Annotated in this window: 22 protein-coding genes; 9 read left to right on the top strand and 13 right to left on the bottom strand. The window is 69.7% G+C overall.

The features are described 5' to 3' along the window. Positions 1–15 precede the first annotated feature (15 nt). Genes GOHSU_RS06480 through GOHSU_RS06490 form a run of 3 tightly spaced genes read right to left on the bottom strand, consistent with a single transcriptional unit; the run spans position 16 to position 4,660 of the window. Positions 16–2,652, bottom strand: a complete 2,637-nt coding sequence (locus GOHSU_RS06480) for a multicopper oxidase domain-containing protein (RefSeq protein ID WP_005938634.1) — start codon at positions 2,650–2,652, stop codon at positions 16–18. Continuing rightward, positions 2,649–3,896: a DUF8744 domain-containing protein gene (locus GOHSU_RS06485; RefSeq protein ID WP_005938637.1), complete on the bottom strand. Its 1,248-nt coding sequence runs from the start codon at positions 3,894–3,896 to the stop codon at positions 2,649–2,651. The genes GOHSU_RS06480 and GOHSU_RS06485 overlap by 4 nt, the downstream gene beginning before the upstream one ends. Further along, positions 3,893–4,660: a helix-turn-helix transcriptional regulator gene (locus tag GOHSU_RS06490; protein ID WP_024332841.1), complete on the bottom strand. Its 768-nt coding sequence runs from the start codon at positions 4,658–4,660 to the stop codon at positions 3,893–3,895. Before GOHSU_RS06490 ends, GOHSU_RS06485 begins: the two co-directional genes overlap by 4 nt. 116 nt (positions 4,661–4,776) lie before the next feature. On the opposite strand from GOHSU_RS06490, the gene GOHSU_RS06495 reads away from it, so the two are divergent. Next, positions 4,777–6,414, top strand: a complete 1,638-nt coding sequence (locus tag GOHSU_RS06495; protein ID WP_005938641.1) for a threonine/serine exporter family protein — start codon at positions 4,777–4,779, stop codon at positions 6,412–6,414. Here the strand turns inward: GOHSU_RS06495 and GOHSU_RS06500 are convergent. The 4 genes from GOHSU_RS06500 to GOHSU_RS16870 all read right to left on the bottom strand — a co-directional run bounded on the left by GOHSU_RS06500 (position 6,411) and on the right by GOHSU_RS16870 (position 13,063). Beyond that, on the bottom strand, positions 6,411–8,327 hold the full coding sequence (locus tag GOHSU_RS06500; RefSeq protein ID WP_005938643.1) for a heavy metal translocating P-type ATPase: 1,917 nt from the start codon (positions 8,325–8,327) through the stop codon (positions 6,411–6,413). The genes GOHSU_RS06495 and GOHSU_RS06500 overlap by 4 nt on opposite strands. 111 nt (positions 8,328–8,438) lie before the next feature. Next, positions 8,439–10,436 carry an OPT family oligopeptide transporter gene (locus GOHSU_RS06505; protein WP_005938646.1) on the bottom strand — a complete coding sequence of 666 codons (1,998 nt, stop codon included), beginning with the start codon at positions 10,434–10,436 and terminating at the stop codon, positions 8,439–8,441. A 343-nt stretch (positions 10,437–10,779) separates the two neighbouring features. Continuing rightward, on the bottom strand, positions 10,780–12,696 hold the full coding sequence (dnaG, locus tag GOHSU_RS06510) for a DNA primase (RefSeq protein ID WP_005938649.1): 1,917 nt from the start codon (positions 12,694–12,696) through the stop codon (positions 10,780–10,782). 223 nt (positions 12,697–12,919) lie between these two features. Then, on the bottom strand, positions 12,920–13,063 hold the full coding sequence (locus tag GOHSU_RS16870; protein WP_162138709.1) for a hypothetical protein: 144 nt from the start codon (positions 13,061–13,063) through the stop codon (positions 12,920–12,922). A gap of 189 nt (positions 13,064–13,252) precedes the next feature. On the opposite strand from GOHSU_RS16870, the gene GOHSU_RS16495 reads away from it, so the two are divergent. From GOHSU_RS16495 to GOHSU_RS06525, 3 genes are all read left to right on the top strand, one after another. Beyond that, positions 13,253–14,410 carry a cutinase family protein gene (locus GOHSU_RS16495; RefSeq protein WP_005938651.1) on the top strand — a complete coding sequence of 386 codons (1,158 nt, stop codon included), beginning with the start codon at positions 13,253–13,255 and terminating at the stop codon, positions 14,408–14,410. Between the two features lie 118 nt (positions 14,411–14,528). Further along, a complete protein-coding gene (locus GOHSU_RS06520) occupies positions 14,529–15,005 on the top strand; it encodes a DUF4262 domain-containing protein (protein WP_005938654.1) in 477 nt (158 codons plus the stop codon). Between the two features lie 96 nt (positions 15,006–15,101). After that, a complete protein-coding gene (locus GOHSU_RS06525; protein WP_005938657.1) occupies positions 15,102–18,449 on the top strand; it encodes a DEAD/DEAH box helicase in 3,348 nt (1,115 codons plus the stop codon). A gap of 5 nt (positions 18,450–18,454) precedes the next feature. Here GOHSU_RS06525 and GOHSU_RS17315 read toward each other — a convergent pair whose 3' ends face one another. After that, positions 18,455–18,709 carry a hypothetical protein gene (locus GOHSU_RS17315; RefSeq protein WP_005938660.1) on the bottom strand — a complete coding sequence of 85 codons (255 nt, stop codon included), beginning with the start codon at positions 18,707–18,709 and terminating at the stop codon, positions 18,455–18,457. A gap of 87 nt (positions 18,710–18,796) precedes the next feature. On the opposite strand from GOHSU_RS17315, the gene GOHSU_RS06535 reads away from it, so the two are divergent. Then, positions 18,797–19,669 (top strand): alpha/beta fold hydrolase, encoded by an 873-nt coding sequence (locus GOHSU_RS06535; protein WP_245551690.1) that lies wholly within the window; start codon positions 18,797–18,799, stop codon positions 19,667–19,669. Positions 19,670–19,710: 41 nt separating this feature from the next. On the opposite strand, the gene GOHSU_RS06540 is transcribed toward GOHSU_RS06535, so the two are convergent. Together GOHSU_RS06540 and GOHSU_RS06545 are read right to left on the bottom strand one after the other, a co-directional pair. Beyond that, positions 19,711–20,481, bottom strand: a complete 771-nt coding sequence (locus tag GOHSU_RS06540; RefSeq protein ID WP_005938666.1) for a hypothetical protein — start codon at positions 20,479–20,481, stop codon at positions 19,711–19,713. After that, on the bottom strand, positions 20,478–20,981 hold the full coding sequence (locus GOHSU_RS06545; protein ID WP_005938668.1) for an O-acetyl-ADP-ribose deacetylase: 504 nt from the start codon (positions 20,979–20,981) through the stop codon (positions 20,478–20,480). The genes GOHSU_RS06540 and GOHSU_RS06545 overlap by 4 nt, the downstream gene beginning before the upstream one ends. Positions 20,982–21,094: 113 nt before the next feature. Here GOHSU_RS06545 and GOHSU_RS06550 point away from each other — a divergent pair, with 113 nt between their 5' ends. The 3 genes from GOHSU_RS06550 (at position 21,095) to GOHSU_RS06560 (ending at position 22,821) form a co-directional block, all read left to right on the top strand. Continuing rightward, on the top strand, positions 21,095–21,790 hold the full coding sequence (locus GOHSU_RS06550; RefSeq protein ID WP_005938670.1) for a hypothetical protein: 696 nt from the start codon (positions 21,095–21,097) through the stop codon (positions 21,788–21,790). A 69-nt stretch (positions 21,791–21,859) separates the two neighbouring features. After that, entirely contained in the window at positions 21,860–22,240 is a 381-nt protein-coding gene (locus tag GOHSU_RS06555; protein ID WP_005938672.1) for a TA system antitoxin ParD family protein, read from the top strand. Continuing rightward, positions 22,237–22,821 carry an ATPase gene (locus GOHSU_RS06560; protein ID WP_005938675.1) on the top strand — a complete coding sequence of 195 codons (585 nt, stop codon included), beginning with the start codon at positions 22,237–22,239 and terminating at the stop codon, positions 22,819–22,821. Before GOHSU_RS06555 ends, GOHSU_RS06560 begins: the two co-directional genes overlap by 4 nt. A gap of 31 nt (positions 22,822–22,852) precedes the next feature. Here the strand turns inward: GOHSU_RS06560 and GOHSU_RS06565 are convergent, their stop codons facing one another. Both GOHSU_RS06565 and GOHSU_RS06570 read right to left on the bottom strand, forming a co-directional pair. Next, complete coding sequence (locus GOHSU_RS06565) at positions 22,853–23,173, bottom strand: putative quinol monooxygenase (protein WP_005938677.1); 321 nt, start codon at positions 23,171–23,173, stop codon at positions 22,853–22,855. Between the two features lie 36 nt (positions 23,174–23,209). Beyond that, complete coding sequence (locus tag GOHSU_RS06570) at positions 23,210–23,587, bottom strand: hypothetical protein (protein WP_005938679.1); 378 nt, start codon at positions 23,585–23,587, stop codon at positions 23,210–23,212. Positions 23,588–23,671: 84 nt separating this feature from the next. Between GOHSU_RS06570 and GOHSU_RS06575 the strand changes: the two genes are divergently transcribed. Continuing rightward, on the top strand, positions 23,672–24,190 hold the full coding sequence (locus GOHSU_RS06575) for a hypothetical protein (RefSeq protein ID WP_005938682.1): 519 nt from the start codon (positions 23,672–23,674) through the stop codon (positions 24,188–24,190). Positions 24,191–24,204: 14 nt separating this feature from the next. Here GOHSU_RS06575 and GOHSU_RS06580 read toward each other — a convergent pair whose 3' ends face one another. Then, on the bottom strand, positions 24,205–24,771 hold the full coding sequence (locus GOHSU_RS06580; RefSeq protein ID WP_051139544.1) for a metallophosphoesterase: 567 nt from the start codon (positions 24,769–24,771) through the stop codon (positions 24,205–24,207). Between the last annotated feature and the right edge of the window lie 41 nt (positions 24,772–24,812).

A 24,812-nucleotide genomic window follows, 5' to 3' on the forward strand; every position in this document is an offset into this window, starting at 1 on the left:
ACCGGCCCGCGCCGCTCACCGCACCGCGATGATCCCGTGCGCACCGCGCTCGGCGTCGGCCATCGAGTGCGTGACGAACGGATAGTTGCCGGCCTCGTCGAAGGTCGTCTCCACGAAACCGCCCTGCGAGGGCGCCAGGTCGAGCGTCTGGCTGCCGCCCTGCTGGTCGTTACCCGGGCGCAGCAAATAGGCGCCTTCCTTCCAGACCGTGTCGAACTGGCCGCCGACCACATGGAAGGCGGTGCCGTCGTTCGGGCCCGCAGCAAGAACCCAGATCCGAACCCGCTCACCGACTTTCGCGGTCAGCGGCCGATGGTCGTACTGGTTGGCGTAGCCGTTGAACAGCACCAGGTCGGGCCGCTTCTCGCTGACCTTGACCGCGTCGGCGATTCCATCCTGTTCACCCAGGTAGGCCTCGGACTGGACGATCACGAACTCGCGGTCCACCGGCGCCAACCCGGGCGGATCGATGATCACCGCACCGAACATGCCGTTGGCCATATGCAACGACATCGGCATCGTCGAACAGTGGTACAGCCAGATTCCGCTGCGCACGGCCGTGAATCGGTACTGCAACGACTCCCCCGGCTCGATGGTCCGCATCGGCTTATCGGGCGCCAGCGCTCCGGAGTGGAAGTCGATGGAGTGCCCGATGGTGCCGTCGTTCACCAGGGTGATGTCGAAGACGTCGCCGACCCGCCCGCGCAGCGTCGGGCCGGGCATCTCGCCGCGGTATGTGCCGTCGGGGCCGGTGATCCCGTAGGTCCAGAGTGTCTGGCGCACGCCCGGGGCCACCTCGGCCTGAACGTCACGCACGGTCAGCGTCAGGGTGTGCGTGCGCGCCGCCGGTGCGGTCGGCAGCCGCGGATCGCGGGCGACGAAGTCCGCGCCGGGATCGGCTTCCAGATCCACTGTCGGGGTCTCACCGCTGCCCCCGGCGTGGTGCTCGGTGCCGGTCTCATCGACCGGGCCGCCGTCGACCACCACGTCCAAGACCATGCCCATCTGCCGATGTCCGGGCAGTGAGCACCAGCCCTGCAGGCTCTGCCCGATCACCCCGGCATCGAGGGTGGCACGCTTCCCGGGGGCCAGTCGCGGGGTCCGCCGGCCGTCCGGCAACACCAGATCGTGCGCGGTGTCCCCGGTGTTGTCCAGATTGATCACCAGCCGGTTCCCGCGGGGGACCTCCACCGTCCCGGGAACAAAACGCATGCCCTCCACCCGCAGGTCCACGGTGGTGGTCTGCCCGGTCGGGTGCACTCCGGCCGGCGCACCATCGTCACCGTGGCCCGGAAGACCCACCGACGACGGCGAGATCGCCACCCCGGTCACACTCAACAGCAGGACGACCGCGGCTCCGGCAGCAGCGGCACCCACCAGCACCGACCGCTCCGGTGCCGGCCGGAATCGTCGTTCCCGGGTGCGTTCGGTCGCGGCCGGTTCGGCCCGCCGCGACAGGATCGCCACCCGGATCACCAGCGGCACAAAGCTGGCCAGCGCGACCAGTGCCGCGACCGCGGCGATCGTGTGCGGAAGGCCGGTCCCGGGCAGCACCCACAGCAGCAGCGCGGTGTTGGCCGCACCGATCCGGGCGGCCCCGGCGGTGTTCAGCACGTCCATCGCGCGGGCCGTCGACGACGGCTTGTTACCCAGCACCACCGGCACCAGATAGCTGAGTGCACCCAGCAGCACCTGCGCGAGGAAGCCGCCGAGGAAGGCCGGCGTCAGCGCGATCAGCCGGTCGTGCGCGACGTACCAGTCACCGGCGGTCGCGTAGGCGATCGCCGCGGCGATCAGCGAACCCAGCAGCCAGGTCACACCGGCCAGTACCGACAGCGCAGCGAAATCCGACGGCGGCTTGCGGCGCACCTCGTCGGCATGGGCGGCCACCACAGAGACCACGACCCCGGCGTAGGCCAGCAGACCGGCGGCCGCCAGATAGAGCCAGCCGGCCAGCGACGCAGCGACGATCACCGCCAGTGCGGCGGCCAGCATCGGCAGGCCCCGGTGCGCGGCCCGCTCGACCGTCGGCGCCATCCGCGTCCGCAGAATCGTCGGCCACAGCGTCACCAGCGTGCCGAGCACCGTCAGCCCGATCCAGCCGAGCAGGTTCAGACTCGAGTGCGCCACCGCCAGTCGCGCCGACCAGTCGCCGGGCAGATCCCCCCGCGCCATCGCCGCACCGAAACCGATGCCCACGAGCAGAAATCCGCCGGCCGCCGCGTAGTAGCGGACGATCGGCCCGAAGCGGGCCGGCAGCGCGGTCCGCAGCCGGTAGAGCAGATCGGCCACGTGCCAGATCACCGCGGCGAAGGCGGCGACGGCCCCGGCCAGCACCGTCCACCACGCGGCACCGCTGCCGGGACCGTGGCTGCCGTAGCCGACGACCACCGCCAGCGCACCGGCGTTGAACAGTGCCAGCCGCCCCGCATGCACCCAGCGGTGATCGGCGTGACCCAGCCGCAGCACCGCCTCGGTGAAGTACCAGCTCCAGATCAGGATCGCGTTACTGGCTGCGCCCAGTCCGAGCAAGTGGATCATCAGCCACGACGACTGCGTGATCGAACCACTGGCCGCAGCCACCCCCAGCAGCGCCAGCATCCAGGCCAGGACCACGACCCCGACCCGCAGATTCCAGGTGCGCAGATTCATGCCGACTCCCCCGTCTCCTGCGCACCCGGTTTCGGGGCACCCTGCTGCGGGTCAGCCGATTTCTGGGCACCGAGCAGAACCGAGCCGACCGCGATCACCAGGAACGCCAGGACGGCCACCACGTTGAGCACACCGCCGAGCGTCACCGCCCACAGCTGCCCGGCTCCGTCGCCCACCGCGATCCGCAGCAGCAGCGAACCGTGCAGCAGCACCACCGGCAGGTACATGATCGGCCGGTACGGCAGCGGTCGGCGCAGCACCGCCGGCAGGATGATCGGCGCGTGCGCGAAGATCATCGAGATCACGAAGCCCAGGAAGACCGCGTGCGCCGAGGCGTCGTAGGCCGGGCCGGAGCGGACCGGTCCGGCGATCGCCCAGATGCCGCCGGCAACCAGCAGCCACAGGTAGCCGGTCAGCAGGCAGACCGCGCTGAACCGCGGCAGACCCCGGCCGCGGACGGTGCCGCGGGCCACGTCGTACCGCAGCAACAGCGCGGCCAGGATCAGCAGCATCGCCGCGAAGACGCGGTATCCGGCGGTCGGCCACAGCAGAGCGGCTAGCACCCCGGCGAGGACCGCAACCGCGGCCCCGGCGACAGCCGCCTCCACCCGCGGGTTCAGGAAGGCCACGCGCGCCAGTTCGAGACGTTCGCCAGCGATCGTCAGCACCAGGAAGGCAACCGGCCACGGCAGCAACCACGGGACCGGGATGCCGGCGACGAACAGGATCGCCCCGCCCAGGGCGGCGACGGCACCCCCGGCCTGCACCAGGACGGCGGTGGCGTGGTTGCGACGCCACAGCGGGATGTACACCGCCACCAGCGCCGCCGCCCCGATCACCAGGAGCGCACCACCGGGTGCCACCCTGGCCGGCCCCACGGCGGGCGCCCCGATCAGCGCGATCGCGCCGAGACCGAAACCGGCGGGTGCGGCCAGCGCCCAGGCCGCACCCAGGGCCACGGCCCGTTCCAGCGCCACGAGGGTGCCGACGAAGCCGTAGACCATGAGCATCCCGTGCACGTCGGCCAGCCGCCCGGCACCCACCGGTGCGCCGAGGCCCAGCAGAAGCAATGCGGCGTCGAGTCCGGCCAGCAGCGACACCCCGCCGGTCAGCAGCAGCGCCAACCGCACACCGAGCCGGTCACTCAGCCCCGGGGAGGAGCCCGCACCGCTCGCGTCGGTGCGTTGGCCCTGCGGCCGGTCTGCTGCGGCCGTCTCGGCGGCGGTCTGCGGTGACGCGTTCACGAGGCGGGCTCGTTCAGATGCAGGGTGCACGACCCCGGCTGCGCGAACGGAGTCAGCACCGGAGTCAGTTCGGCGCCGCCGAAGGAATCCAGGGCCCCGCGGATCAGGCCCAGGTGCACCCGGCAGATCACCTCCGGGCATTCGCGGGCGGCCTGCAGCAGCGGGCAACGCGTCAGCGCCACCGCCGTCACCGGGCCCTCGCTCGCTCCGCAGCCGCCGGCGTCGACCGGGCCGAAGCCGAGCTCGGCCAGCTGCGCCAGGATCTGCTCGCGGGCCCCGCTGCCCTGCGCCACCACCGCAGAATCGTCCTGCGCCGCGACGGCAGTGTCGTTCCGTGCCGCGGCGGCGGCGTTCTGCGCCAACTCCCGACCCCATTCGCGCCCGATCTCCTCGGCCTGGGCCCCCGGATCGGCGGCGCTGCGCTGCAGCTGACGGGCCAGCATCCGGGTCAGTCCGGCGTAGGCGCGCAGCTCGGTGGCCCCGGCATCGGGCCGGGCACGGTACCGCCAGGCCGGTCGCCCGCGGCGGGCCGTGGGCGTCGTCGAACGCACCACCAGACCCGCCTCCACCAACCGATCGAGGTGTTCGCGCACGGTATTGCGGTGCAGCCCCCGGGCAGTTGCGGCCGTGGCCACGGTCTGATCGGCCCCGGTCTCGCGCAACCACGACAGCATGCTCGCCTGCGGTGCGGTCAACCCCCGAGCCGCATCGGCCGAGACCCCGGTTTCCGGCACCGGCCCCAGCGGCACAGAAGTCTTATTCACGGCTTTTACCGTAATTAATCCGATGAGCCGGCACCAGGGCGGGAAGTCCCGGGTCCGGCTCTGGCCCGACCAACGGACGGCTCGCCGATCACGGGGCGCCGGTAGATTAGGGCACTATGCCCGCACCCATGCATGGGCGGTTCCTGGAGGCCCTCACCGCAATTCAGCCGGTCGCCCGTCCGGTCGTGACCGCTGCCACCGGCACCGCCGACGACTTCGCCCAGATGCTCGGCGCCGTGGGAACGGCGATGATCTCCTCCAGCCAGCCCACCAACGACGTCGAATCGGCGCTGCTGCGCCTGGCCATCGCCTACAACCGCACCAATGTGGTCACCGTGGTGCTGCCGACGGCGGTGTTCGTGCAGACCGTGGTCGACGGCGTCGCGCAGACCGCCATGTTCCCGGTCGAAGGCGCCGCCCTGCGACTGGACCAGACCGATGCAGTGCAACGGATGGTCGACAAGATCCTGACCGCCGACACTCCGCCGGAACCGGCTCACGTGATCGCCAAACTCGCCAAGATCGCCACCATGCCCCCGCGGTTCAACCGCGTCGTGGCGCTGGTGGGCTACATGCTGATGACCGTCGGCTTCGGCATGATGGTCAACACTTCGGCCAGCGCGCTACCGGCCTATGTGGGGTTGGGGCTGCTGGTCGGTCTGATCGTGATGGTGGGCAACCGGCTGCCCACCCTGGCGGTGGTGCTGCAGGTCCTCACCCCGTTCATCGTCACGATTGTCTGTATCAAGTATCTGGCCGAAGCGACCGGCGCCAATCCCCTGGTCCTGCTGGCACCTCCGCTGCTGCTGTTTCTGCCCGGCAGTGCCCTGACGATCGGCGCGATGGAGCTGACCGACGGCCAGATGATCGCCGGTGCCAGCCGGACCGTCTCGGGGATCGCCCAGCTGAGTCTGCTGAGCTTCGGCGTGGTCGCCGGGGTGGCGGTGGCCGGTGAGCTGCCGCACTCGCACCCGGGTGCGCCGCTGGGCGCGTGGGCGTCGTGGGTGGGCATTCTGGCGTTCTCGGCCGGGTTCGCCCTGTTCTCCTCGGCGCCGCGGTGGTCGCTGCCGTGGATCATCGTGACGCTGTTGGCCGCCCACGCGATGCAGGTGGCGATACCGGTCCCCGACGCGACCTGGTTGTCCGGTTTCTTCGGCGCCCTAGTGCTGGTGCCCGTCGCCCGGGTGCTGGCGCTGTTCAAACCCGCGCCGCCGGCGGTGGTCACCTCCTACTGCGGTTTCCAGATGCTGGTGCCCGGAGCGACGAGCTTCGAAAGCCTGACCGCAGCAGCGTCCACCGGCAGTGCCTCCACGACCGCGGCCATGCAGGTGGTCGCCACCTTCATCGCCATCGCCCTGGGCATGCTGGTCGGCTCGGGGTTGAGCCGCGACCTGGCCAACTTCGTCCACGATCTGCGCCGGTCGCCATCGACGACGGTCGATCCGGTGGACAACACCCGGCTGCTGGCCGCGAAGGAGATTCCGGCCGAGATCCCCGGCGGACCGATCAGCACCGAGCCCGCCGACGGCACCTTCGCCGGCCGCTGGCGACGCTGGCGCACCCTCGTGGTCGACGACGGGTCGCGCATCGTCGACGACGCCGAACGGATCGGCCACGCGGTCGGCCAGTCGGGCCTCGGCCGCGAGGTCGACAAACTCACCCGCGGGCACGGCCTCACCGAGCCCACCGGCCCCGACACCGTCGCTGACGACGCCGACACGACCGACGGCCCCGGCCCGCACACCGCCGACTAGCCTGCCGAGCGGTCAGGAGCGCCCGGCATGCCGGCGTGCACCGGGGCCGTCACCGCCTTCTGCCGCCGCTCGGACCGCGGCCCCATAGCGCGCAAAGCACCCAGGATCGCCACCAGATCGACCACCTCCTGCAACCAGGCGCCGGCCAGCGCCGGCAGGAGACCGAATGCGGCGATCACCATCAGCCCGGCGCTGATCGCGATGCCCGCCCAGATGCTCTGCAGGGCGATCCGGACCGTGTCCTGCCCGATCCGTACCGCGCGCGGCAAACCCAGCAGGGTGTCGTAGCGGTTGACCACATCGGCCGATTCGCTGGCGGCGGTGGAGCCGCGCGCACCCATCGCAAAGCCGATGTCGGCGGCTGCCAGCACCGGCGCGTCGTTGAGACCGTCGCCGACCATCAGCAGCGGCCGCGGCCGCACCTGGGCGACGATGTCGACCTTGTCGGCCGGCCCGCACGAGGAGTACACCTCGTCGATCCCCAACCGCTCGGCGATCGGTTCGGCGGTGGCGGCGACGTCACCGGTCACCACCAGGGTGCGCACGATGCCCAGGGCACGCAGGTCGGCGATCGCCGCCGCCGCCTCGGGCCGCACCGTATCGCGCATGACGATCACCCCGACCGCGCAGTCGTCGAGCCCGACGTAGATCGCCAGTTCGCCGGGCTCCAGCGGTGTCCGGACCAGATCGTCGACGAAGCCGGCGAGCCAGGCGGGTTTGCCGACCCGCACGATCCCCGCGCCGTCGGCCAGCTCGGCGCTGACCCCGTTGGTGGCCCATTCGGTGGCGGTGTCGACCTCGCGCAGCGCCAGCCCGCGGCGGCGGGCAGCGGTCACGACCGAGGAGGCCAGCACATGCGAGGAGTACACCTCGGCCGAGGCCGCCAGCTGCAGCAGGTCGTCGTCGGTGAAGCCGGGGCCCGGATGCAGCTGCTGCAGATCGGGATGACCGGTGGTCAGGGTGCCGGTCTTGTCCAGGGCGGCCGAGCGCACCCGCGACAGCTGCTCCAGGGTGCTGCCGCCCTTGACGATCAGCCCGTAGCGGGCCGCGCGGCTCATCCCGCCGAGAAAGGCCACCGGCGCGGCGATCAGCAGCGGGCACGGGGTCGCCACCACCAGGACTTCGGCGAAGCGGACCGCCTCCCCGCTGAGCGCCCACGCCAGGGCTGCGATGGCCAGCGAGGCCACGGTGAACGGCAGCGCGTACCGGTCGGCCAGGCGCACCACCCGCGCCCGGCTTCCGGTCGCCTGTTCCACCAGGGCCACGATCTGCTGATACTGACTGTCGCGGGCGGCGGCGACCGCCCGCATGGTGATCGCGGTGGTGCCGTTGACCGCGCCACTGGGGACTCGCTCGCCGGCCACCCGCTCCACCGGCAGCGGTTCCCCGGTCAGCGAGGACTCGTCGAACACCGCCGGGGCGTGCAGAAGCACCGCGTCCACGGGCACCAGTTCGCCGGGGCGCACCAGCAGACGATCGCCGCGGGCGACCGCATCGACAGACACCGTCTCGGTCTCCTGCTCGGCGCCGTCGCCGATCAGCCGGGTGGCCTGCTGCGGCGCCTTGCGCAGCAGGGTGGTCAGTTCCCGTTTGGAGCGGTTCTCGGCGAACTCCTCCAGCGCCGCACCGCCGGTGAGCATCAGCACCACCACCAGCGCCGCCCACGGCTCGCCGACCAGCACCGCGGCGATGATCGCGGTGACCGCCAACAGGTCCAGACCCGGGCGGCCGCGGATCAGTTGGCGGAGCATGTCCAGCGCCGTCCACGCGGCCACCGCCAGCGCGTAGAACCCCACGATCTGTCCGGCGTAACGACCGGCCGGGGTGGCCAGCAACACCAATCCGACGATCCCCACCACGACGGTGGCCACCACCAGCGGGTAGCCGCGCAGCTGCGCCCAGACCTTCCACATGGTTCCACCCTGTCAAATAACGCTTGTATCTGCACCGAAGGAAAGGCTGGGCTGAGCAGGGGCTCAGCCGGCGCAGACCGGCGACAGGACCGGGGTCTACAGGACCGGCGTTTACAGCACCGACGTGACCGGCGGACCGTCGTACGGTTTGCGCGCGGTCTGGCGCACATAGCGGTACAGCCAGACCACCAGCGCCACAAAGGCCACCACACCGACCAGCTGCGCCCAGTCGCCGTAGCCCGCGCCGATGAACGGCAGCGCCAGCGGCTCATCACTGCCGGTGCCGGCGACGATCCCGGCGAAGACCACCCCGTACAGGCTCTCGCCGACGATCAGGCCGGTGGCCATCAGCACGCCGAGGCGCTTGCGGCGGTCGGCATCGGCGTCATCGCGGTCGGCCCAGCTGTTGTAGGCGCGGCCGATAAGGGCGCCGATCGGGATGATCAGCGTGATGGCCATCGGCAGGTACATGCCCATGCCCACCGCCAGCGGCGGCAGCCGCAGACTGTTGGTGGTCCGCTTGAGCACCTCGTCGACCACGATCACCACCGCACCGATCACACAGCCGAGCAGGATCAGACTCCAGTCCAGGTCACCGCCGAAGATGCCCTCGGCCAACGACGACATCAGCGCCGCCTGCGGGGCAGCCAGCGCGTCCGGTCCGGCGCCGGGGGCGCCCTGGAAGCCGAAGGCGGTGTTCATCAGCTGCAGCACCGGCGGGATGATCACCGCACCGAACCCGACACCGATGATCAGTGCGACCTGCTGCTTCCACGGCGTCGCCCCGACCAGCTGACCGGTCTTGAGGTCCTGCAGGTTGTCGTTGGAGATGGTCGCCACGCCGAAGACCACGGCGGCGGTGAACAGGGTGTAGGCGGTCATCGCCAGCGCATCTTCGGTGCCGTGGGTAGCCTTGAGCAGCAGCGCCGCCAGTAGCACCACCACGATGCCCACCCCGGAGATCGGACTGTTCGACGAACCGATCAGACCCGCCATGTACCCGCACACCGCGGCCACGATCAGACCGATCGCCAGCACGAACAGGACGCTCACGGCGATCATGCCGCCGCTCTGGTGGGCGATATCGGTGCCCTGCAGAAAATCCCACAGCAGCCAGCCGATCGGGATCATCGCCACCAGCACCGAGATCGCCACCCACTGGAACGGGATGTCGCGTTCGGTGATGTCCACGGCCATCCCGTCGCGCCGGTCGCGCGCGCTGCGCAGCGATTCGGCGATACCGCGCCCGATCGGCAGCAGCAGGGTCACCAGCGTCCACACCGCGGCCACCGCGATCGCCCCGGCACCGATGAACCGGACCTCCGAGGAGAAGATGCCGCTCACCTGCCCCAGCAGATCGCCGGTGCCGATCTCGTTCCACGACTGCTCCGGCAGCAGGATCCCATAGGAGATCACCAGCCCGACCAGCATCGCGATGCCGACGCTGACGCCGACAAGATGGCCCACACCGATCAGCGCCAGCGAAAGGCTCGCGCCGTACATGGTGGCGCCGCTGCCCACCTTGAATGCCCCGGCCACACTGCTGGCCAGCACCTTGAGGTTGGCCAGCAGCGCGAACCCCGCCGCGGCCAGCGCGCCGGTGACGATCATCGCCATCCCGCCGCGGTTCTCTTCGGCCCCGACCTCGCTGTCGCCGACCTTGAGCACCTCGGCGGCGGCCACCCCTTCCGGATACGGCAGATCCGAACCGGTCACCAGCGTGCGCCGCAACGGAATCGAATACATGACCCCCAGCAGTCCGCCGATCGCGCAGACCGCGACGGTCTCCCAGTACGGGAATCCGGTCCACCAACCGATCATGATCAGACCGGGCAGCACAAAGATGATCGCTGAGAGGGTGCCGGCCGCCGAGGCGATGGTCTGCACGATGTTGTTCTCGACGATCGAGTGATTGGCGAAGTAGCGCAGCACCGACATCGAGATCACCGCGGCCGGAATGGCGGTGGCGAAGGTCAAACCGACCTTCAGGCCCAGGTACACGTTCGCGGCGGTGAAGATCAGGGTGATCAGGCCACCGAGGATCACACCCCGCAGGGTCAATTCCCGGACCGACGATCCCCCTCGGACCGTCGCACTCTTGGTCGCCATCACCACTCCTCGCTCAACTCACTGGCCGCGTCGCACACCGGCTGCGGTGCCGACGTGGCTGAACCCGACGTGCCCGCCACGGAAATGCCCACCGGATGTGCCCGGCACCTCGCAGCGATTGTCTCTCGCCACCGCGTGCGATGACCTTACTTCTGCGCCGATCGGTCCGCGGCAGTCAGGACGGGTTTTTGATGCACGACTCGGCCGGTTCCACGTGCAGGGTACGATCACCGATCCGTCCGGTGCCGGTCCACCGGTTGGTCCCGGTCGAGGTGACCTGCACGGCATCGGGATCGGCCTGGGGTCGATCCTCTGCTGACGGTGGAACCGCGCGGGTCCGCGGTCAGAGCGATTCGACGCCGGCGTCGGTGGCCTGCTCGAGCAGACTGCGCCGGTACGACTCCAGGGCCACCAGGTCGCCGAACAGCGCGTTGTAGGCGTCGGGGTCCCCGCCCGGCGACATCCGGCGCAGCTTGGATTTTAGGTCGGCGATCTGCGAGCCGACCCACACCTCTTGCGAGCGGGCCAGGACGCTGTTGATGTAGCGCGGCAGCGAGGCCTCGTCGACGGGAATGTCTTCGACGGCCAGTTCGGTCACCAGCGGGGTCAGCGCCGGGTTGTCTACGGCCTGGGCGATCGCATCCACCCACGAGGCTCCGCTCATACCGCTGGCGGTGCCACCCAGGTTCGCGATGGCCTGGCGCACCAGGGCGTAGGCCGGTTCGTCGAAGCACTCCGGCGGCAGCGAATCGAAGACGCTGCCGGCCAGCCCCGGATGCTGGATGGCGGCTTTGAGCGCCTCGCGTTGCGGCCACAGCCGCGGATCGTTCGGCAACGGCCGGGCTGTCGGCGGCGGCGAGGCGGCCTCGGGCGCGGCGAACCGGCCGGGTCGCCGTCCGCGGTCCTGGTGTCCGCCGCCCCGGCCGCGACCGCGACCGGCCTGCTGCCGCACCCGGCCCAGCACACTGGCCACATCGTCCATACCGATCCAGCCGGCCAGCTGGCGGGCGTACTCGTCGCGCAATGCCACATCGCGGATCCGCGCGACCACCGGGATGGTCTCGCGCAGCGCCGCCACCCGGCCCTCGGCGATGTCCAGGTCGTGTTTGTCCAGCAGCGCCTTGATCGCGAACTCGAACATCGGAATGCGCTGGGCGATCAGATCGCGCAGCGCCCCGTCGCCCGAGCGCTGACGCAGATCGCACGGATCCATCCCGTCGGGTGCCACCGCCACAAAGGTCTGCCCGGCGATGGCCTGCTCGCCCTCGAAGGCCTTGAGCGCCGCGGACTGTCCGGCCTCGTCGCCGTCGAAGGTGTAGATCACCTCGCCGCGGAAGTAGGAGTCGTCCATCATCAGCCGGCGGATCAGCGCCAGATGGTCCTCACCGAAGGCGGTGCCGCAGGAGGCGACCGCGGTGGTCACCCCGGCCAGGTGCATGGCCATCACATCGGTGTAGCCCTCGACGATCACCACCTGGTGCGCTTTGGCGATGTCTCGTTTGGCCAGGTCGATACCGAACAGCACCTGCGACTTCTTGTAGAGCATCGTCTCGGGCGTGTTCATGTACTTGCCGAAGTTGTCGTCCTCGTACAGTTTGCGCGCACCGAAGCCGATCACATCGCCGGCGGTGTTGCGGATCGGCCACAGCAGCCGCCGGTGGAACCGGTCGATCGGGCCCATCCGGCCCTGTTTGGCCAGGCCGGCCGCTTCCAATTCGGCGAAGGTGAACCCTTGGGACAGCAGGGTTTTGGTCATCGTGTCCCAGCCGGCCGGGGCATAGCCGCAGCCGAAGTGCTCGGTCGCGGCCGCATCGAAACCGCGTTCGGTCAAAAAATCGCGGGCGGTCTGGGCCTCGGCGGTCTGCAACTGCTCGGCGTAGAAACGCTGTGCGGCGGCGTTGGCGGCTACCAGCCGCGCCCGGGTGCCGCGATCACGCACGATCGTGGTGCCGCCGCCCTCGTAGTTGATGCGGTAGCCGATCCGGTCGGCCAGCTGCTCGACGGCTTCGACAAAAGTGATGTGCTCCTGCTTCTGCAGAAAGCTGTAGACGTCCCCGCCCTCACCGCAGCCGAAGCAGTGGAAGTGTCCGTGGTTGGGCCGCACATGGAACGACGGCGTCTTCTCGTCGTGGAACGGGCACAGGCCCTTCATGCTGTCGGCGCCGGCCCGACGCAGGGCGACGTAGTCGCCGACGATGTCCTCGATGCGCGTCTGCTCACGGATCGCCGTGATATCGCCTTCGGGGATTCTGCCTGCCACCCGGTCAGTCTATCCGTCACCGGTGACCCGGCCGCTTTCCGCTGGTCGCCGGTGGATAACTCCGGCGGCGCAGTTCAGGTGTGTCCGGTCCCCGATCCGGAATCTACTGTCGCCGGTTGCCCTCGTGACGGCGGATCTCCCGGCGCACCTTGAACCACAGGTAGCCGCACGCCAGCAGCACCAGCACGATCGCGACCACCGGCACCACGATGCTCAGCACGGCCTAGGCCGCCAGGACCACAAAGACGATCACCAGCACCAGTCCAACCACCGAGGCGGTGATCGCGGCGACCTTCATATCGTGCAGATCGCGGTGCACGTCCTCGCGCAGCGACTCCTCGTTCATATTCGGGTCCTTCCTTGCCATCACCTACGGTGCAGAGCTCAACAGCACCGAGGCTACGCGGCGGCACGCCGCACCGGCACCGACCTTCTGCGGTTCGGGAACTTTTCCACTCCACCGTTCCTCTACCGGACGAACCACACGACGACCGGGAACGACGATGCACAGTCACGTGCACTCCGAGCTCCAGGATTTCGACCACAAGGAGCAGCGATGAGTCGACCACCGACCTTGTACAGCACCCTCGATCTCGACCCCCGTGCACCGGCACATGCACTGGCCGGCCAGCTGCAGCAGCTCATCGCCCAGACACCGCCGGGTCCGGATCAGGCGTATCTGCAGCGGGCTCTTCTCATCCTCGGCGATCCGGCGAAGAAGCAGACCTACGACGCCCTGCTCGCCGACCCGACGGTCGCCGTCACCGAAGAGACCCTCAACGCGATCGCCGGTGCACCGCAGCAGCCGCAGCCGGCGCATCCGCAGACCGGCGCGCTGCCTCCGCAGCCGGCGCCGAAGAAGCGGTTCAGCAAGAAGCTGCTCGCGGCGCTGATCGCCGCTGTGGTCGTGGTGCTGGTGATCGTCATCGGCGCCGTCGGGATCACCGCTTCCACCTCGGCGGACTGCAAGGACATCGTCTTCATCGGCGCTGCGGGCTCTGGCGAGCGTTCCGGGGTCAAGCTGACCGCACACGACGGGCAGGGCGAGTTCGTCAACGAGACGTATCGCAATCTCCTGGCGGACGCCAGTGCGGCCGGCAAGGACGTCGATCTGCGTGTCGTCGAGTACCACGCGGCACCTGTCACCGTTCTTCTACCGCAACCGATCCAGGCGTATATGCAGAGCCAGACGGGCCAGCAGCCGGGCGCCCCGGACGAGTTTCCCGCCTCGGCGGACGCCGGCACAGCGGTCGCGACTTCCATGATCAAGGATGCACAGCAGCAGTGCCCCGGCTCGACGATCGTGGCGGCGGGTTACTCGCAGGGCGCGATGGTCATCCACCGGGCGCTGTTGAACGCCGGTAACAACGGTTCGACGATCGGCGTCCTCATCGCCGACGGAGACCGGTATCCCTCGGACCCGAACGTGATCCACCGCGGTGGTGCCGTCGAGCTCAACGGCATCTCCTACACCGAGATGGGCGATACGTTCTCCGGGCAGCGGCCGGAGCGGCTGTTCCCCGAGGAGTGGGCCGGGAGCCTGCTGTCCTGGTGCGGGACAAACCCGAGAGGCACCGTCAGCGACACCATCTGCGCGAACGAGCGCGGCAAGACCGATGCGATGACCGGTCCGCTCGTCCACATCTCGGACCGGGCTTACGACGCGCAGCAATGGCGCCCCTGGCTCAAGGAGAAGGCGGTCGGCCGCTCGTAATCCGATCACCCGCCGACCGGGCCGGCCGTCAATGTCAGACCCCCGTCGTACCGTCACTCCATATCGAACATCTGATCGATATTCGGCCGAGGGCCGGTGGAGAAGAAGGAGTGAAACCATGTGTGAATTCGACCCGCGCTGCGAGGGCTCCGATGGTCTGGTGGACAACGCGCTCGCCCAGATCTCAGCGGGGCGCTGGGCGGTCACCGGCGTGTACGGCGACGAGCTGAATCCGGCCTTCGCCTACACGACCGGCCTGACCGAGTTCTCCCGCCCCGAGCTGGTGATCTACGGCCTCGATCCGGCGCAGGCCTGCGGCATCCTGAACCGGGCCGCCCAGCGGCTGATCGACGATCCCTACCTGTTCGACGCCCCGCGCCTGACCGGCATCGTGCGCCCGCCCTATGCGCTGACCTCGCTGCCGACGATGGACACCACCGAGTTCACGGTGACCCGGCTGCTCTACGGCCCCGATTTTCGGGCCGTGCAGCTGATCTGGCCGGACTCGGCGGGCCGGTTCCCGTGGGAGTACGGCTACGCCTACAGCCGCGATGCGCAGCCGCTGATGGGGATCCCGCACCCGGACGCCGCCTGATGACTGCGGCGCTGTCCACAGGTTCGCGTCCGCACGACGGCGAACCTGTGGACGGGCCGCGGCGGCACGTCGGCGCACACGGATAACCTGACCGGGATGGTTACCCGCAACTTCTCGTCCGCACAGGCAGAACAGGCTCTGAGCCACCTGCCGATCCCGGACGTGCTCCGCGGCCGCGCCTACGCCAAGCAGGACCGGATCAGCGGGATCGAATGGAGCACCCCGACCGTGCTGCGCGGGGTGTGCCGCGGCTCGGGCCGCAACCGCTACCGCTGCACCGTCACCCTGGTGGTCCAGGGCGGCCAGGTGGCCGACACCTTCGGCAGCTGTTCGTGTCCGGTGGCCACCGACTGCAAACACTGCGCCGCCCTGATCCTGGCGGCCGTTGACGACGACGATGTGCCGGCCTGGCGCGCCCTGCTCGAGGAGATCTCCGCCGACGCCCCGGCCACCACCGAGATCGAGCGGATCCGCCCGGTGGGCCTGGAGGTGGCCACCCGCCGCGATCCGCAGGGAGCCCTGGTGCTGACGCTGCGGCCCCTGGTGCGCCAGCCCACCGGCGTCTGGACCCCGCATCTGCCGTGGGCGGTGGCACTGGAGGGCAGCGGCGACGGCTACGAACCGGCCGGATTCGACGGGATCAGCGCCATCGCGGCGATCTTCGCGCCCGGCGGCACCCACCGGGTCCGGGGCACCGGGCCGCGGCTGCCGGCCGGCCTGGAGCTGTCACTGGCCCCGGCCGCCTTCTGGAAGGTGCTCGGTTCGGCGGTGACCGCCGGTATGCCGCTGCTGGCCTCCGGGGAGGCCGCCACCGTCGAGCTGACCGACGGCTTCGACATCGTCCTGCGTCTGGCGCCGCACGAGGACGGGGCGCACCTGATCGCCGACCTGACCCGCGACGGGCTGCCGGTCACCGACGACGATGTGGTGATCCTGGGCGATCCGGCCACCGGTGCGGCCGTGCTGGCCGGCGACGTCCTGCGGTTGGGTCCGCTGGCCCGGGTCACCCCGCTGGAGACGCGGCTGCTCACCGGCGACCCCTTCGACGTCCCCACCGCCGACTACACCGACTTCCTCACCGCGCTGCCCCGGCTGACCGCCCACCGCACCGTCGAGCTGCCCGACCGCGGGCTGGCCCCACCGGAGATCTCCGCACCGTTCCCGCTGCTGCTGATCGAGATGGAGGACTACGGCTCGCGCACCCGCTGGCGGGCCGGCTACCGCGTCGACGGCGTCCTGCGGCACTTCGATCCGGCCGTCCCCGAACGCCAGGTCGGATTCCGCGATCTGGACGGCGAACAGCAGATGTGGCGGCGCGCCCGCCCCGAACTGGAACTGTTCTGCAGCGGCAACACCCGCTGGAAGCAGGCGCTGGCGGCCCTGCTGCGCGCCGAGGCCCGCCACCGGCGGCCCTTCGCCCAGCGCACCCCGATGGCCGCCTTCGATCTGCTCAACGTGCTGGAGTTGCGGCCGGCCGCGCAGGTCGCCGCACAGGTACCGACCACCGACCTGCTCATCCCCCTGGGCCTGGATCTACCCGACACCGCCATCCTGTGCGGCGAGATGGTCAACCGCCTCACCGCCCCGGGGCTGGTGCAGGTGGAGATCACCGGGCCCCAGCGCGAGTTCCGCGAAGCCGAGAACACGCAACTGCACTTCGGCACCACCGGCGCCTTCGAATGGCTCGACCTGACGGTCACCGTGAAGGCCGACGACGCCGAAGTGCCCCTGGCCGATGTGATCGACGCCCTGGCCCGCGACGCCGACTGGCTCGTCCTGCCAGACGGCACCTATTTCAGCCTGCAGACCCCGGAACTGACCCTGCTCAAGGAACTGCTCGACGAGGCCCGCGCGATGGGCGATCTGGACGGCGCCAAGATCGCCGCCGATCACCCCAACGCCACCATGTGGGAGGAGCTGCTGAGCCTGGGGGTGGTCGACAGTCAGCTCGCCGACTGGCACGGCCGCGTCCAGCGGCTGGCCGCGGCCCGGCCGCCCGAACCCGTCCAGACCCCGCCGCAATTGCAGGCCGCACTGCGCGGGTACCAGCGCGACGGGCTGGCCTGGCTCAGTTTCCTGTGGGACAACGGGCTCGGCGGGATCCTCGCCGACGATATGGGTCTGGGTAAGACGGTGCAGACCCTGGCGCTGGTCACCCGGATCGCGGCCCAGAATCCGCAGGTGCGGTTCCTGGTGGTGGCCCCGACCAGCGTGATCGGCAACTGGGCCGCCGAGACCGCACGTTTCGCCCCGTCGCTGCAGGTCGCGACCGTCACCTCGACCGAGAAGCGGGCCGGGGTGCCGCTGGCCGAGCAGATCGGGACGGCCAACATCGTCATCACCTCCTACACGCTGCTGCGTATCGACTACGACGCCTTCGCCCGGGTCGACTGGGACGGTGCGGTGTTCGACGAGGCCCAGTTCTTGAAGAACCGCAATTCCAAGACCCATCAGGCCGCCCGCCGACTGGCTGCGCCGTTCAAACTGGCGATCACCGGCACCCCGATGGAGAACAACGTGATGGAACTGTGGGCGCTGGTCTCGATCGTCTCCCCCGGCCTGTACCGCGACCCCCGGAAGTTCCGGGAACACTTCGCCGCCCCCATCGAATCAGGTGCCGAACCGGAGCGGCTGGACATTCTGCGCCGCCGCCTCAAGCCGATCATGTTGCGGCGCACTAAAACTCAGGTCGCCGACGATCTGCCGCCCAAACAGGAGTCGGTGGTCCACATCGACCTGGACACCAAGCACCGCAAGATCTACGACGTCTTCCTGGCGCGCGAACGGCAGAAGCTGCTGGGGTTGCTGGACAACTGGGAGGAGAACCGGATCCAGATCCTGCAGGCCCTGACCCGGATGCGTCAGCTGAGTCTGCATCCCGGGCTGGTCGACCAGGAGCACCAGTCCCTGTCCTCCACCAAGATCGACTATCTTGCCCAGCACCTGCCGCAGCTGATCGCCGAGGGTCACAGCGCCCTGGTCTTCAGCAGCTTCACCGGCTTCCTGCAGCTGATCGCCGACGCCCTCACCGGGCTGAAGATCCCGTTCTCTTATCTGGACGGTTCCATGCCGGCCGCCCAGCGGCAGGCGCAGATCGACAGGTTCACCTCCGGCGGCCAGAACGGCACAAAGATCTTCCTGATCAGCCTCAAAGCCGGCGGCTTCGGCCTGAACCTGACCGCCGCCGACTATTGCTTCGTCGCCGACCCGTGGTGGAATCCGGCCGCCGAAGCCCAGGCCGTCGACCGCGCCCACCGGATCGGGCAGGAGCGTCCGGTCACCGTCTACCGGCTGGTGTCCACCGGCACCATCGAGGAGAAGGTGGTGGCGCTGCAGGACCGCAAACGCGCCCTGTTCGATGCCCTGATCGACGACGGCGAACAGTTCAGCGGCAAGCTCACCGCCGACGATGTGCGCCGCCTGGTCACCGACACCGACACCTGAGCCGCTCAGCCGACCAGCACCGCGATCACCCCGGCCGCCACCACCAGCCCGAGCCCCATCGAGGCCAGGACCAACCACAACAGCACCGTCAGCAGGGCGACCAGCGCCGCATCGAGGCTGCCGCCCTCGTTGCCGACCATCAGCAGCGGGTACTTCCAGACCAGGGCGGTCACCGCGGCGCCGGCGAACACCCCCACCCAGGCGCCGACCATGCCCAACAGGGCCGGGGCGGCCGGCGACTCCGGCCGGGGACTGTCCATGGGCGCGACTCTATCGCGCCCGCGAACTGCCGAAACGCCGCCGCCGGCTTTCTCCCGTTCCCGCCCGCGCTTGGGTAGCGTTCTTCAGTGGCCGATCGGGCCGCGCACGGATCAGGAGGCAACAAGACCGTGGATCAGTACAGCTATATGGGTTTCACCTTCGACGTCGTCGATGCCGGAACCGCCAAGAACGGCACCATCATTCTGCTGCACGGTTTTCCGCAGACCAGCCACTGCTGGCGCAAGGTGACCCCGATCCTCAACGCGGCCGGCTACCGCACCGTGGCCCCCGACCAGCGCGGCTACTCCCCCGGCGCACGACCGCTGGCGCGCACCGTCTACCGGTCCAGCGAGCTGATCGACGACGTCGTCGGCCTGATCAGCCGCCTGGATGCCGCCCCGGTGCACGTGGTCGGGCACGACTGGGGCGCGGCCGTCGCCTGGGGTCTGGCCGCCAGCCGGCCCGATCTGGTGCGCACCCTCACCTCGGTCTCGGTGCCGCACCCCGGCGCCTTCATCAAGTCCTTCTTCTCCAGCGACCAGCTGCTGCGGTCGTGGTACATGGCCGCCTTCCAGCCGCCCCTGCTGCCCGATCTGCTGATGAGCAAGGTGCCGTTCGTCGTCGATCAGGTCCTGCGCCGCACCGGGATGGACGACGAGCAGATCGCCGACGTGCACCGTCTGGTGATCGACACCGGCGCCCTGCCTGGCGCCCTGAACTGGTACCGCGCGATGGGGTTGAGTTCCCCGCCCTCGCTGGCCCGGCGGGTAGCCGTGCCGACCACCCACGTCTGGGGTGCCCACGATCCGGCCCTGTCCCGGCGCGGCGCCGAACTGGCCGCCGACTTCGCCGTGGCCGACTTCCAGCTGGAGATCCTCGAGGACGCGGGCCACTGGATCCCCGAGCACAACGCCGAGAAGCTCGCCGAGATCATTCTGGCTCGCGTCGCCCATCACTGAACCGGTCCACCACCGGCCGCTCCACCACCGACCGGTCCGGTTCAGCTCGCGCTGCCGGCGAAGTAGGCCCGCACCACCCCGACCGTGGCCGGCGGCGGGAAGTCCTCGTTGTTCACACCCAGCGGCCCGAGTTTGACGCTCCACCGGTCCGACGAGGTGTCGACCACCTCGCCGCCGCTCTTGACCAGCACCACATCGCGGGTGTCGGCGCAGCCGTAGGCGCCCAGGTAGCCGTCGTTGCGGCCACCCCACGCCCCACCGGTGCGGATCACGCAGCGGACGCCGTTGTCCAGCTCCAGCGCCCAGGGCCGCGGATCGGCCGGTTTGTTCACCCCGGTCAGCGGCACATCAGAGGTCAGCGACCGCAGGGTCTTGTCCCACGGGGTCGAGGCGCACAGCAACGCGGTACGCGAGTTCGCGGCCGGCCAGCAGGTGTGGGCGGCGGCTGCACTCGGGGCACAGCTGTAGATATCGCCCGACACCGCCGACGGACTCGGAGTCAGCGGATCGCACGAGAGCGCGCCACCGCCCCCGGATTCGACGGTCCAGCCCGGCTCGGGCTGCCCGTCCCGGCTGACCGCCACCACCGTCACCACCTCGGTCTTCTGGTCCCCACCGGCGGCGGAACTGCCGGGCGCACCCGGGGACTCCCCGGCACCCGAATCTCCGGTACCCGAGTCCTCGGCTCCGGCGGTCACCGTCACCACCTCGGTCACCATCGGCGTCGACGAACCGTTGTCCGCGCAGCCGCCCAGCAGGATCGCCGTCCCGGCCAGCGCCGTCAGGACGGTCAGTTTCGTGATCACACTCATCGCTCCCCCACTCGCTTGTTCAGCAGCTGCGCGATATCGGCGTCGAACGCCACCAGCAGCGCCTGTTCCACCCGTGTCGGTGTCTGTCGGATCGTATCGACCTGGGCGGCCACCGCATCGTCGATCGGCCAACCGTAGACGCCGCCGCTGATCAGCGGGAAGGCCAGCGAGGCGGCGCCGAGTTCATCGCCCACCTCCAGGCAGCGCCGGTAGCACGATTCCAGGAGTGTCCGGTCGCGCTGTCCGGCGGCGTGGTTGGGCCCGACGGTGTGGATCACCCACCGCGCCGGCAGCAGGCCGGCCGTGGTCCAGCCGGCATCGCCGGTGGCCAGCCCGTCGGGGAAGCGGGCGATGCAGTCGGCCAGCACCGCGGGCCCACCGGCCCGGTGAACGGCCCCGTCCACTCCGCCACCGCCGCGCATCGCATTGTTGGCCGCATTGACCACCGCGTCGACGTCCAGCGTGGTGATATCGGCGTGCACCACTTCGATCTGCACCATGGCCTCGACCGTAGCGCCCGGCAGCGGCTCGCCGGGCAGAAGCGGGCGGCGCGTCGATTGCCGGTGCTGCATAGTGGAGACAGGCACATCTGCGAGACAAAGGAGAGCCCCTCATGTCGGACCGATCCCCCCTGGACGAAGGCGCCACGCTCACCACCGCCGTCTTCGGTGTCCCGGTCGGCGGCCTGATTCAGGTGTGGACCGATAAGCCGACCGTCTGGCACCTGGCTGATCCGGAGGGTTTCGCCGACGCGGTCGGCGGCGGCAGTCTGTCGCGGCATCGGGTGCGCGCCGGCCGGTACCGCGAACTGTGTCTGTTCGACGAGGAGACCGGCACCCTGATGCTGCAGGAACGCCAGGCCGTCGAGAGCAGCGCTGACGGCTCCCAGGTCGGCGGGCGGGTGTTCCACTCCAAACCGCCCAGTGACGTCTTCGGTGATCCGTGGGAAGACCTGAACTCGGCGATCTTCCGCGCCGCCGCCGGAGCCTTCTCCCGGGGCGAGCTGATCGTGGTGGAACCCGGCGGCTGGGACGACGCCGACGGCCGCTACTGCCTGGTGGTCGCCGTCCACGACGGCGGCGCCGATCAGATCATCCTGGAGACGGTCCCCACCCCGACCGGCAGCGAACTGTGGCCGGCCACCGAGGAGACCACCGGTCAGACCATCAGCGCCCCGGCCAGCGAGGACGCGCTGCGCGGGGCCGGCGCCCTGGCCGTGGAGGCCATCAGCCGTTGGGGCGTGGCCCCCTGGGACATCACCATCACCTACGTGGTGCCCGAAGAGGCCTTCACCGACGACGCCCGCTGACCGGCAGCCCGTTGCCCGGTCGGTCCGGCGGCACTACACTGGTGTTGCAGACTGCAACAGGAGGTCGTCATGACGAGCGCCGACAAGGTGACACGGTTTTCCCTCGACCTGTTCGACGACGCGACCGTGGCAGGCCAGGAGTCGCAGCGATCGGCCCGGCAGCAGTTGGAGCATTGGGCTCGCGTCGGCCGTGCGGTGTCCGACCGCAGCAGTGTGGCCCGGAAACGGATCGAGGCCGCATTGGCCGGGACTCTCCCCAGCGAGCACCTCACCGCGGATGAGGCCGTCGTCTTCGACGCCGAGATCGCCGCGTCGATCGAATCCGGTCTGGACCAGATCGACTTCGCCGCTCGCCGTGCGGCGACCGGCCACACCTCCGTGACGCTGAACGACGCCGGCGAGATCGTCGAGCACCTCCCCGACGGCACCGAACGCATCATCGCTCGGTGAGCACGCCGCGCCTCGATCTGGTGATCGGGTGCAACGGTGCCGGTAAGAGCACGCTGATCACCGACCTGCTTCTTCCGCGCCTCAGCGGCTCGTTCTACGTCAACGCCGACGAGATCGCCCGTCAGCGCTGGCCTGATGACCCGGAGGCACGGTCGTACGACGCCGCTCAGATCGCTGCCCGAACCCGGGCAGGGCTGATCACGATGGGCCGGCCCTTCATCGCCGAGACGGTGTTCTCGCATCCCTCCAAACTCGAACTGCTCGACTCGGCGCACGCCCACGGCTTCCGAGTCGTCCTGCACGTGGTCATGGTCCCCGAGGAGCTCGCCGTTCACCGCGTCCGGCTCCGGGTCACCTCGGGCGGGCATTCGGTTCCGGAAGAGAAGATCCGCGCCCGCTACCAGCGCGTCTGGCCGCTGGCGGCGCAGGGGATCTCGCGGGCGGACCTGGCCTACGTCTACGACAACTCGGCCGGCCGCATGCGCCTGGCCGCCCGGTTCGTCGACGGTGTCGAGGTCGGCGGCTCTACCTGGCCGTCCTGGACGCCGCCGCCGCTGGTGCGGTCCCGCCCTGCAGAGTGACCACGCACAGCACCACCGGTGAACAGGCAGTTCAGTCGACAGCCATCTCCCCGAGCGGATCCCACTCGTCGCGGTCCATCACCACATTGCGCACCCGAGGGGTCTCCTGCAGCAGCGGCGGCAACTGCTCCTGCGCCTTACGGAAGTGGTCGCTGTTCACGTGCGCCTCGGCGGCGTCGTCCTTGAACGCCTCGACCAGCACGTACTCATTGGGGTCGTCCACACTGCGCGACCAGTCGAACCACAGGTTCCCCGGCTCGGCGCGGGTGGCTTCGGTGAATTCCCGGGACAACTCCGGCCAGGCGTCGGCGTGCTCGGGCTTGACCAGGAACTTGGCGACGATGAAGATCATGTCCCCCAGTCTGACAGCCCCGAACGGTTTCGCACCTCAGTCCAGGTCGAGTTCGTCGGGAATCGGTGCTCCGGGCATCTCCTGCCACGGCGTCAGCGTGATCACCAACACGCCCTCGCCGCCGGGCACCTCGACGGCCGTCCACGTCGATTCGGCCAGCCCGTCGGTGACCGCGTCGATCAGGGCGTACAGCGACTCACCCCGCGGCAGGCGGATCTGCAGATCGTGGAACATCATCTCCACGCCGTCGCCGAGGACGACGGGTCCGTCCAGGTCGTGGGCATCGAGGTAGGTGCCTTCGCGGCGGCGGATGAACGAACCGTCGGCGGCCACAAGGGTGACCGTCGTGCCGACGTCGTGCCATCCGAGCATGCGGGCGGCCGGGCAGATGGCATCAGCGGGTGTGGCGAACATGGGCGCACCGTATCCCCGGGCACCGACAATCTCCGGGCACTGACAAACGAGCTTGTCCGCCGCACTCGATCTAGACTCAAGGGTATGAGCGAGGACTACGACGAAGAGTTCGTGGGCTGCGGCACCTGGGAAGAGATGACCGCCTGGCTCAGCGAATCGCTGCCGGAGATCCCCACCGGCGTCACCATCGACTTCGGCCCCAAGGATTTCCGGATCGACGACGACGCCCTCGACGACGACTTCGAGGAACCGATCGAGGCCGTCTGCGCCCAGATCGTCGTCCTCAAACACGGCCGCTATCTGGTGCGCCGCTCCCAGGTGGTGATGGAGCCGACCAGCTACGTCGACCACGATGCCGGCGCGGCCACCCCGAACCTGTGGTTCGACGAGGATCCGACCAGCGACTGCACCAACGGCGCCATCTACGTCGACGACCCCGGCCTGGCCGCCGACATCTGCGTCACCTGGCTGGCGTCGGAGACGGGGCAGACCGATCCGCGCGAGTTCGGGTTCGACATCACCGTGGCCGATCACCTGCCGGGCATGCCGGAGGTCGGGGGCCAGTGGACCATCGACGACTTCCTCCGCCGCCTCGGTCACTGATCCCACCCGGTCGTTCAGATCTGGCGGATCAGCTCGCCGATCAGTTCCGCCGACGCCGGCTTCAGATCCCAGGCCTCCAGCGACACACAGATCGACCGCTCCCCCGACCGCGGCTGCTCGGCGTGGGTGTGCCCGTGCACCAGCCACGTCCCCAGATCCGGCAGCTGATACTGGGCGAACTCGTCGCGGTCATACCGGTCGAGCACGCCCGCATACGGGAAGTGGCTCAGCAGCACCGGCTCCGGCCCGATCTTGACCCGAGCATGCTGCTGGATCGAACCGAACACCGCCGCATACGCCGGAAAGTGCCGCTGGGCGCCGCGGCGCATCGGGTGCAGCGGATCATGGTTGCCGGTGACCAGATGCATGGGCACCGCCAGCCCGGACAGCTGCGCCAGCGCCGACTCCATACTGGCCACCCCACCCGAGCAGATGTCGCCGAGCACCCACAGCTCATCCTCGGCGCCAAGCCGGGCCAGCTGCCCGACGACGGCCTCGTCGTGCTCGGCCACCGAAGTGAATCCGCGCAGCTCCGCGAGTTTGGGGTGCTGCAGATGCAGATCGGCGGTGAAGTAACGCACTCCTCGAGTCTGCCCCATCCCGGTGGTCGGACGGTCGGGCG

It is taken from the genome of Gordonia hirsuta DSM 44140 = NBRC 16056 (assembly GCF_000333015.1).
Lineage (GTDB): Bacteria > Actinomycetota > Actinomycetes > Mycobacteriales > Mycobacteriaceae > Gordonia > Gordonia hirsuta.

Coding starts and splice junctions, on each gene's coding strand:
- GOHSU_RS06500 (WP_005938643.1), bottom strand. CDS start 8,327: ATGTGGAAGGTCTGGGCGCAGCTGCGCGGCTACCCGCTGGTGGTGGCC.
- GOHSU_RS06575 (WP_005938682.1), top strand. CDS start 23,672: ATGAGCGAGGACTACGACGAAGAGTTCGTGGGCTGCGGCACCTGGGAA.
- GOHSU_RS06545 (WP_005938668.1), bottom strand. CDS start 20,981: ATGGTGCAGATCGAAGTGGTGCACGCCGATATCACCACGCTGGACGTC.
- GOHSU_RS06570 (WP_005938679.1), bottom strand. CDS start 23,587: ATGTTCGCCACACCCGCTGATGCCATCTGCCCGGCCGCCCGCATGCTC.
- GOHSU_RS06495 (WP_005938641.1), top strand. CDS start 4,777: ATGCCCGCACCCATGCATGGGCGGTTCCTGGAGGCCCTCACCGCAATT.
- GOHSU_RS17315 (WP_005938660.1), bottom strand. CDS start 18,709: ATGGACAGTCCCCGGCCGGAGTCGCCGGCCGCCCCGGCCCTGTTGGGC.
- GOHSU_RS06505 (WP_005938646.1), bottom strand. CDS start 10,436: ATGGCGACCAAGAGTGCGACGGTCCGAGGGGGATCGTCGGTCCGGGAA.
- GOHSU_RS16495 (WP_005938651.1), top strand. CDS start 13,253: ATGAGTCGACCACCGACCTTGTACAGCACCCTCGATCTCGACCCCCGT.
- GOHSU_RS06565 (WP_005938677.1), bottom strand. CDS start 23,173: ATGATCTTCATCGTCGCCAAGTTCCTGGTCAAGCCCGAGCACGCCGAC.
- GOHSU_RS06540 (WP_005938666.1), bottom strand. CDS start 20,481: ATGAGTGTGATCACGAAACTGACCGTCCTGACGGCGCTGGCCGGGACG.
- GOHSU_RS06480 (WP_005938634.1), bottom strand. CDS start 2,652: ATGAATCTGCGCACCTGGAATCTGCGGGTCGGGGTCGTGGTCCTGGCC.
- GOHSU_RS06520 (WP_005938654.1), top strand. CDS start 14,529: ATGTGTGAATTCGACCCGCGCTGCGAGGGCTCCGATGGTCTGGTGGAC.
- GOHSU_RS06550 (WP_005938670.1), top strand. CDS start 21,095: ATGTCGGACCGATCCCCCCTGGACGAAGGCGCCACGCTCACCACCGCC.
- GOHSU_RS06555 (WP_005938672.1), top strand. CDS start 21,860: ATGACGAGCGCCGACAAGGTGACACGGTTTTCCCTCGACCTGTTCGAC.
- GOHSU_RS16870 (WP_162138709.1), bottom strand. CDS start 13,063: ATGGCAAGGAAGGACCCGAATATGAACGAGGAGTCGCTGCGCGAGGAC.
- GOHSU_RS06525 (WP_005938657.1), top strand. CDS start 15,102: ATGGTTACCCGCAACTTCTCGTCCGCACAGGCAGAACAGGCTCTGAGC.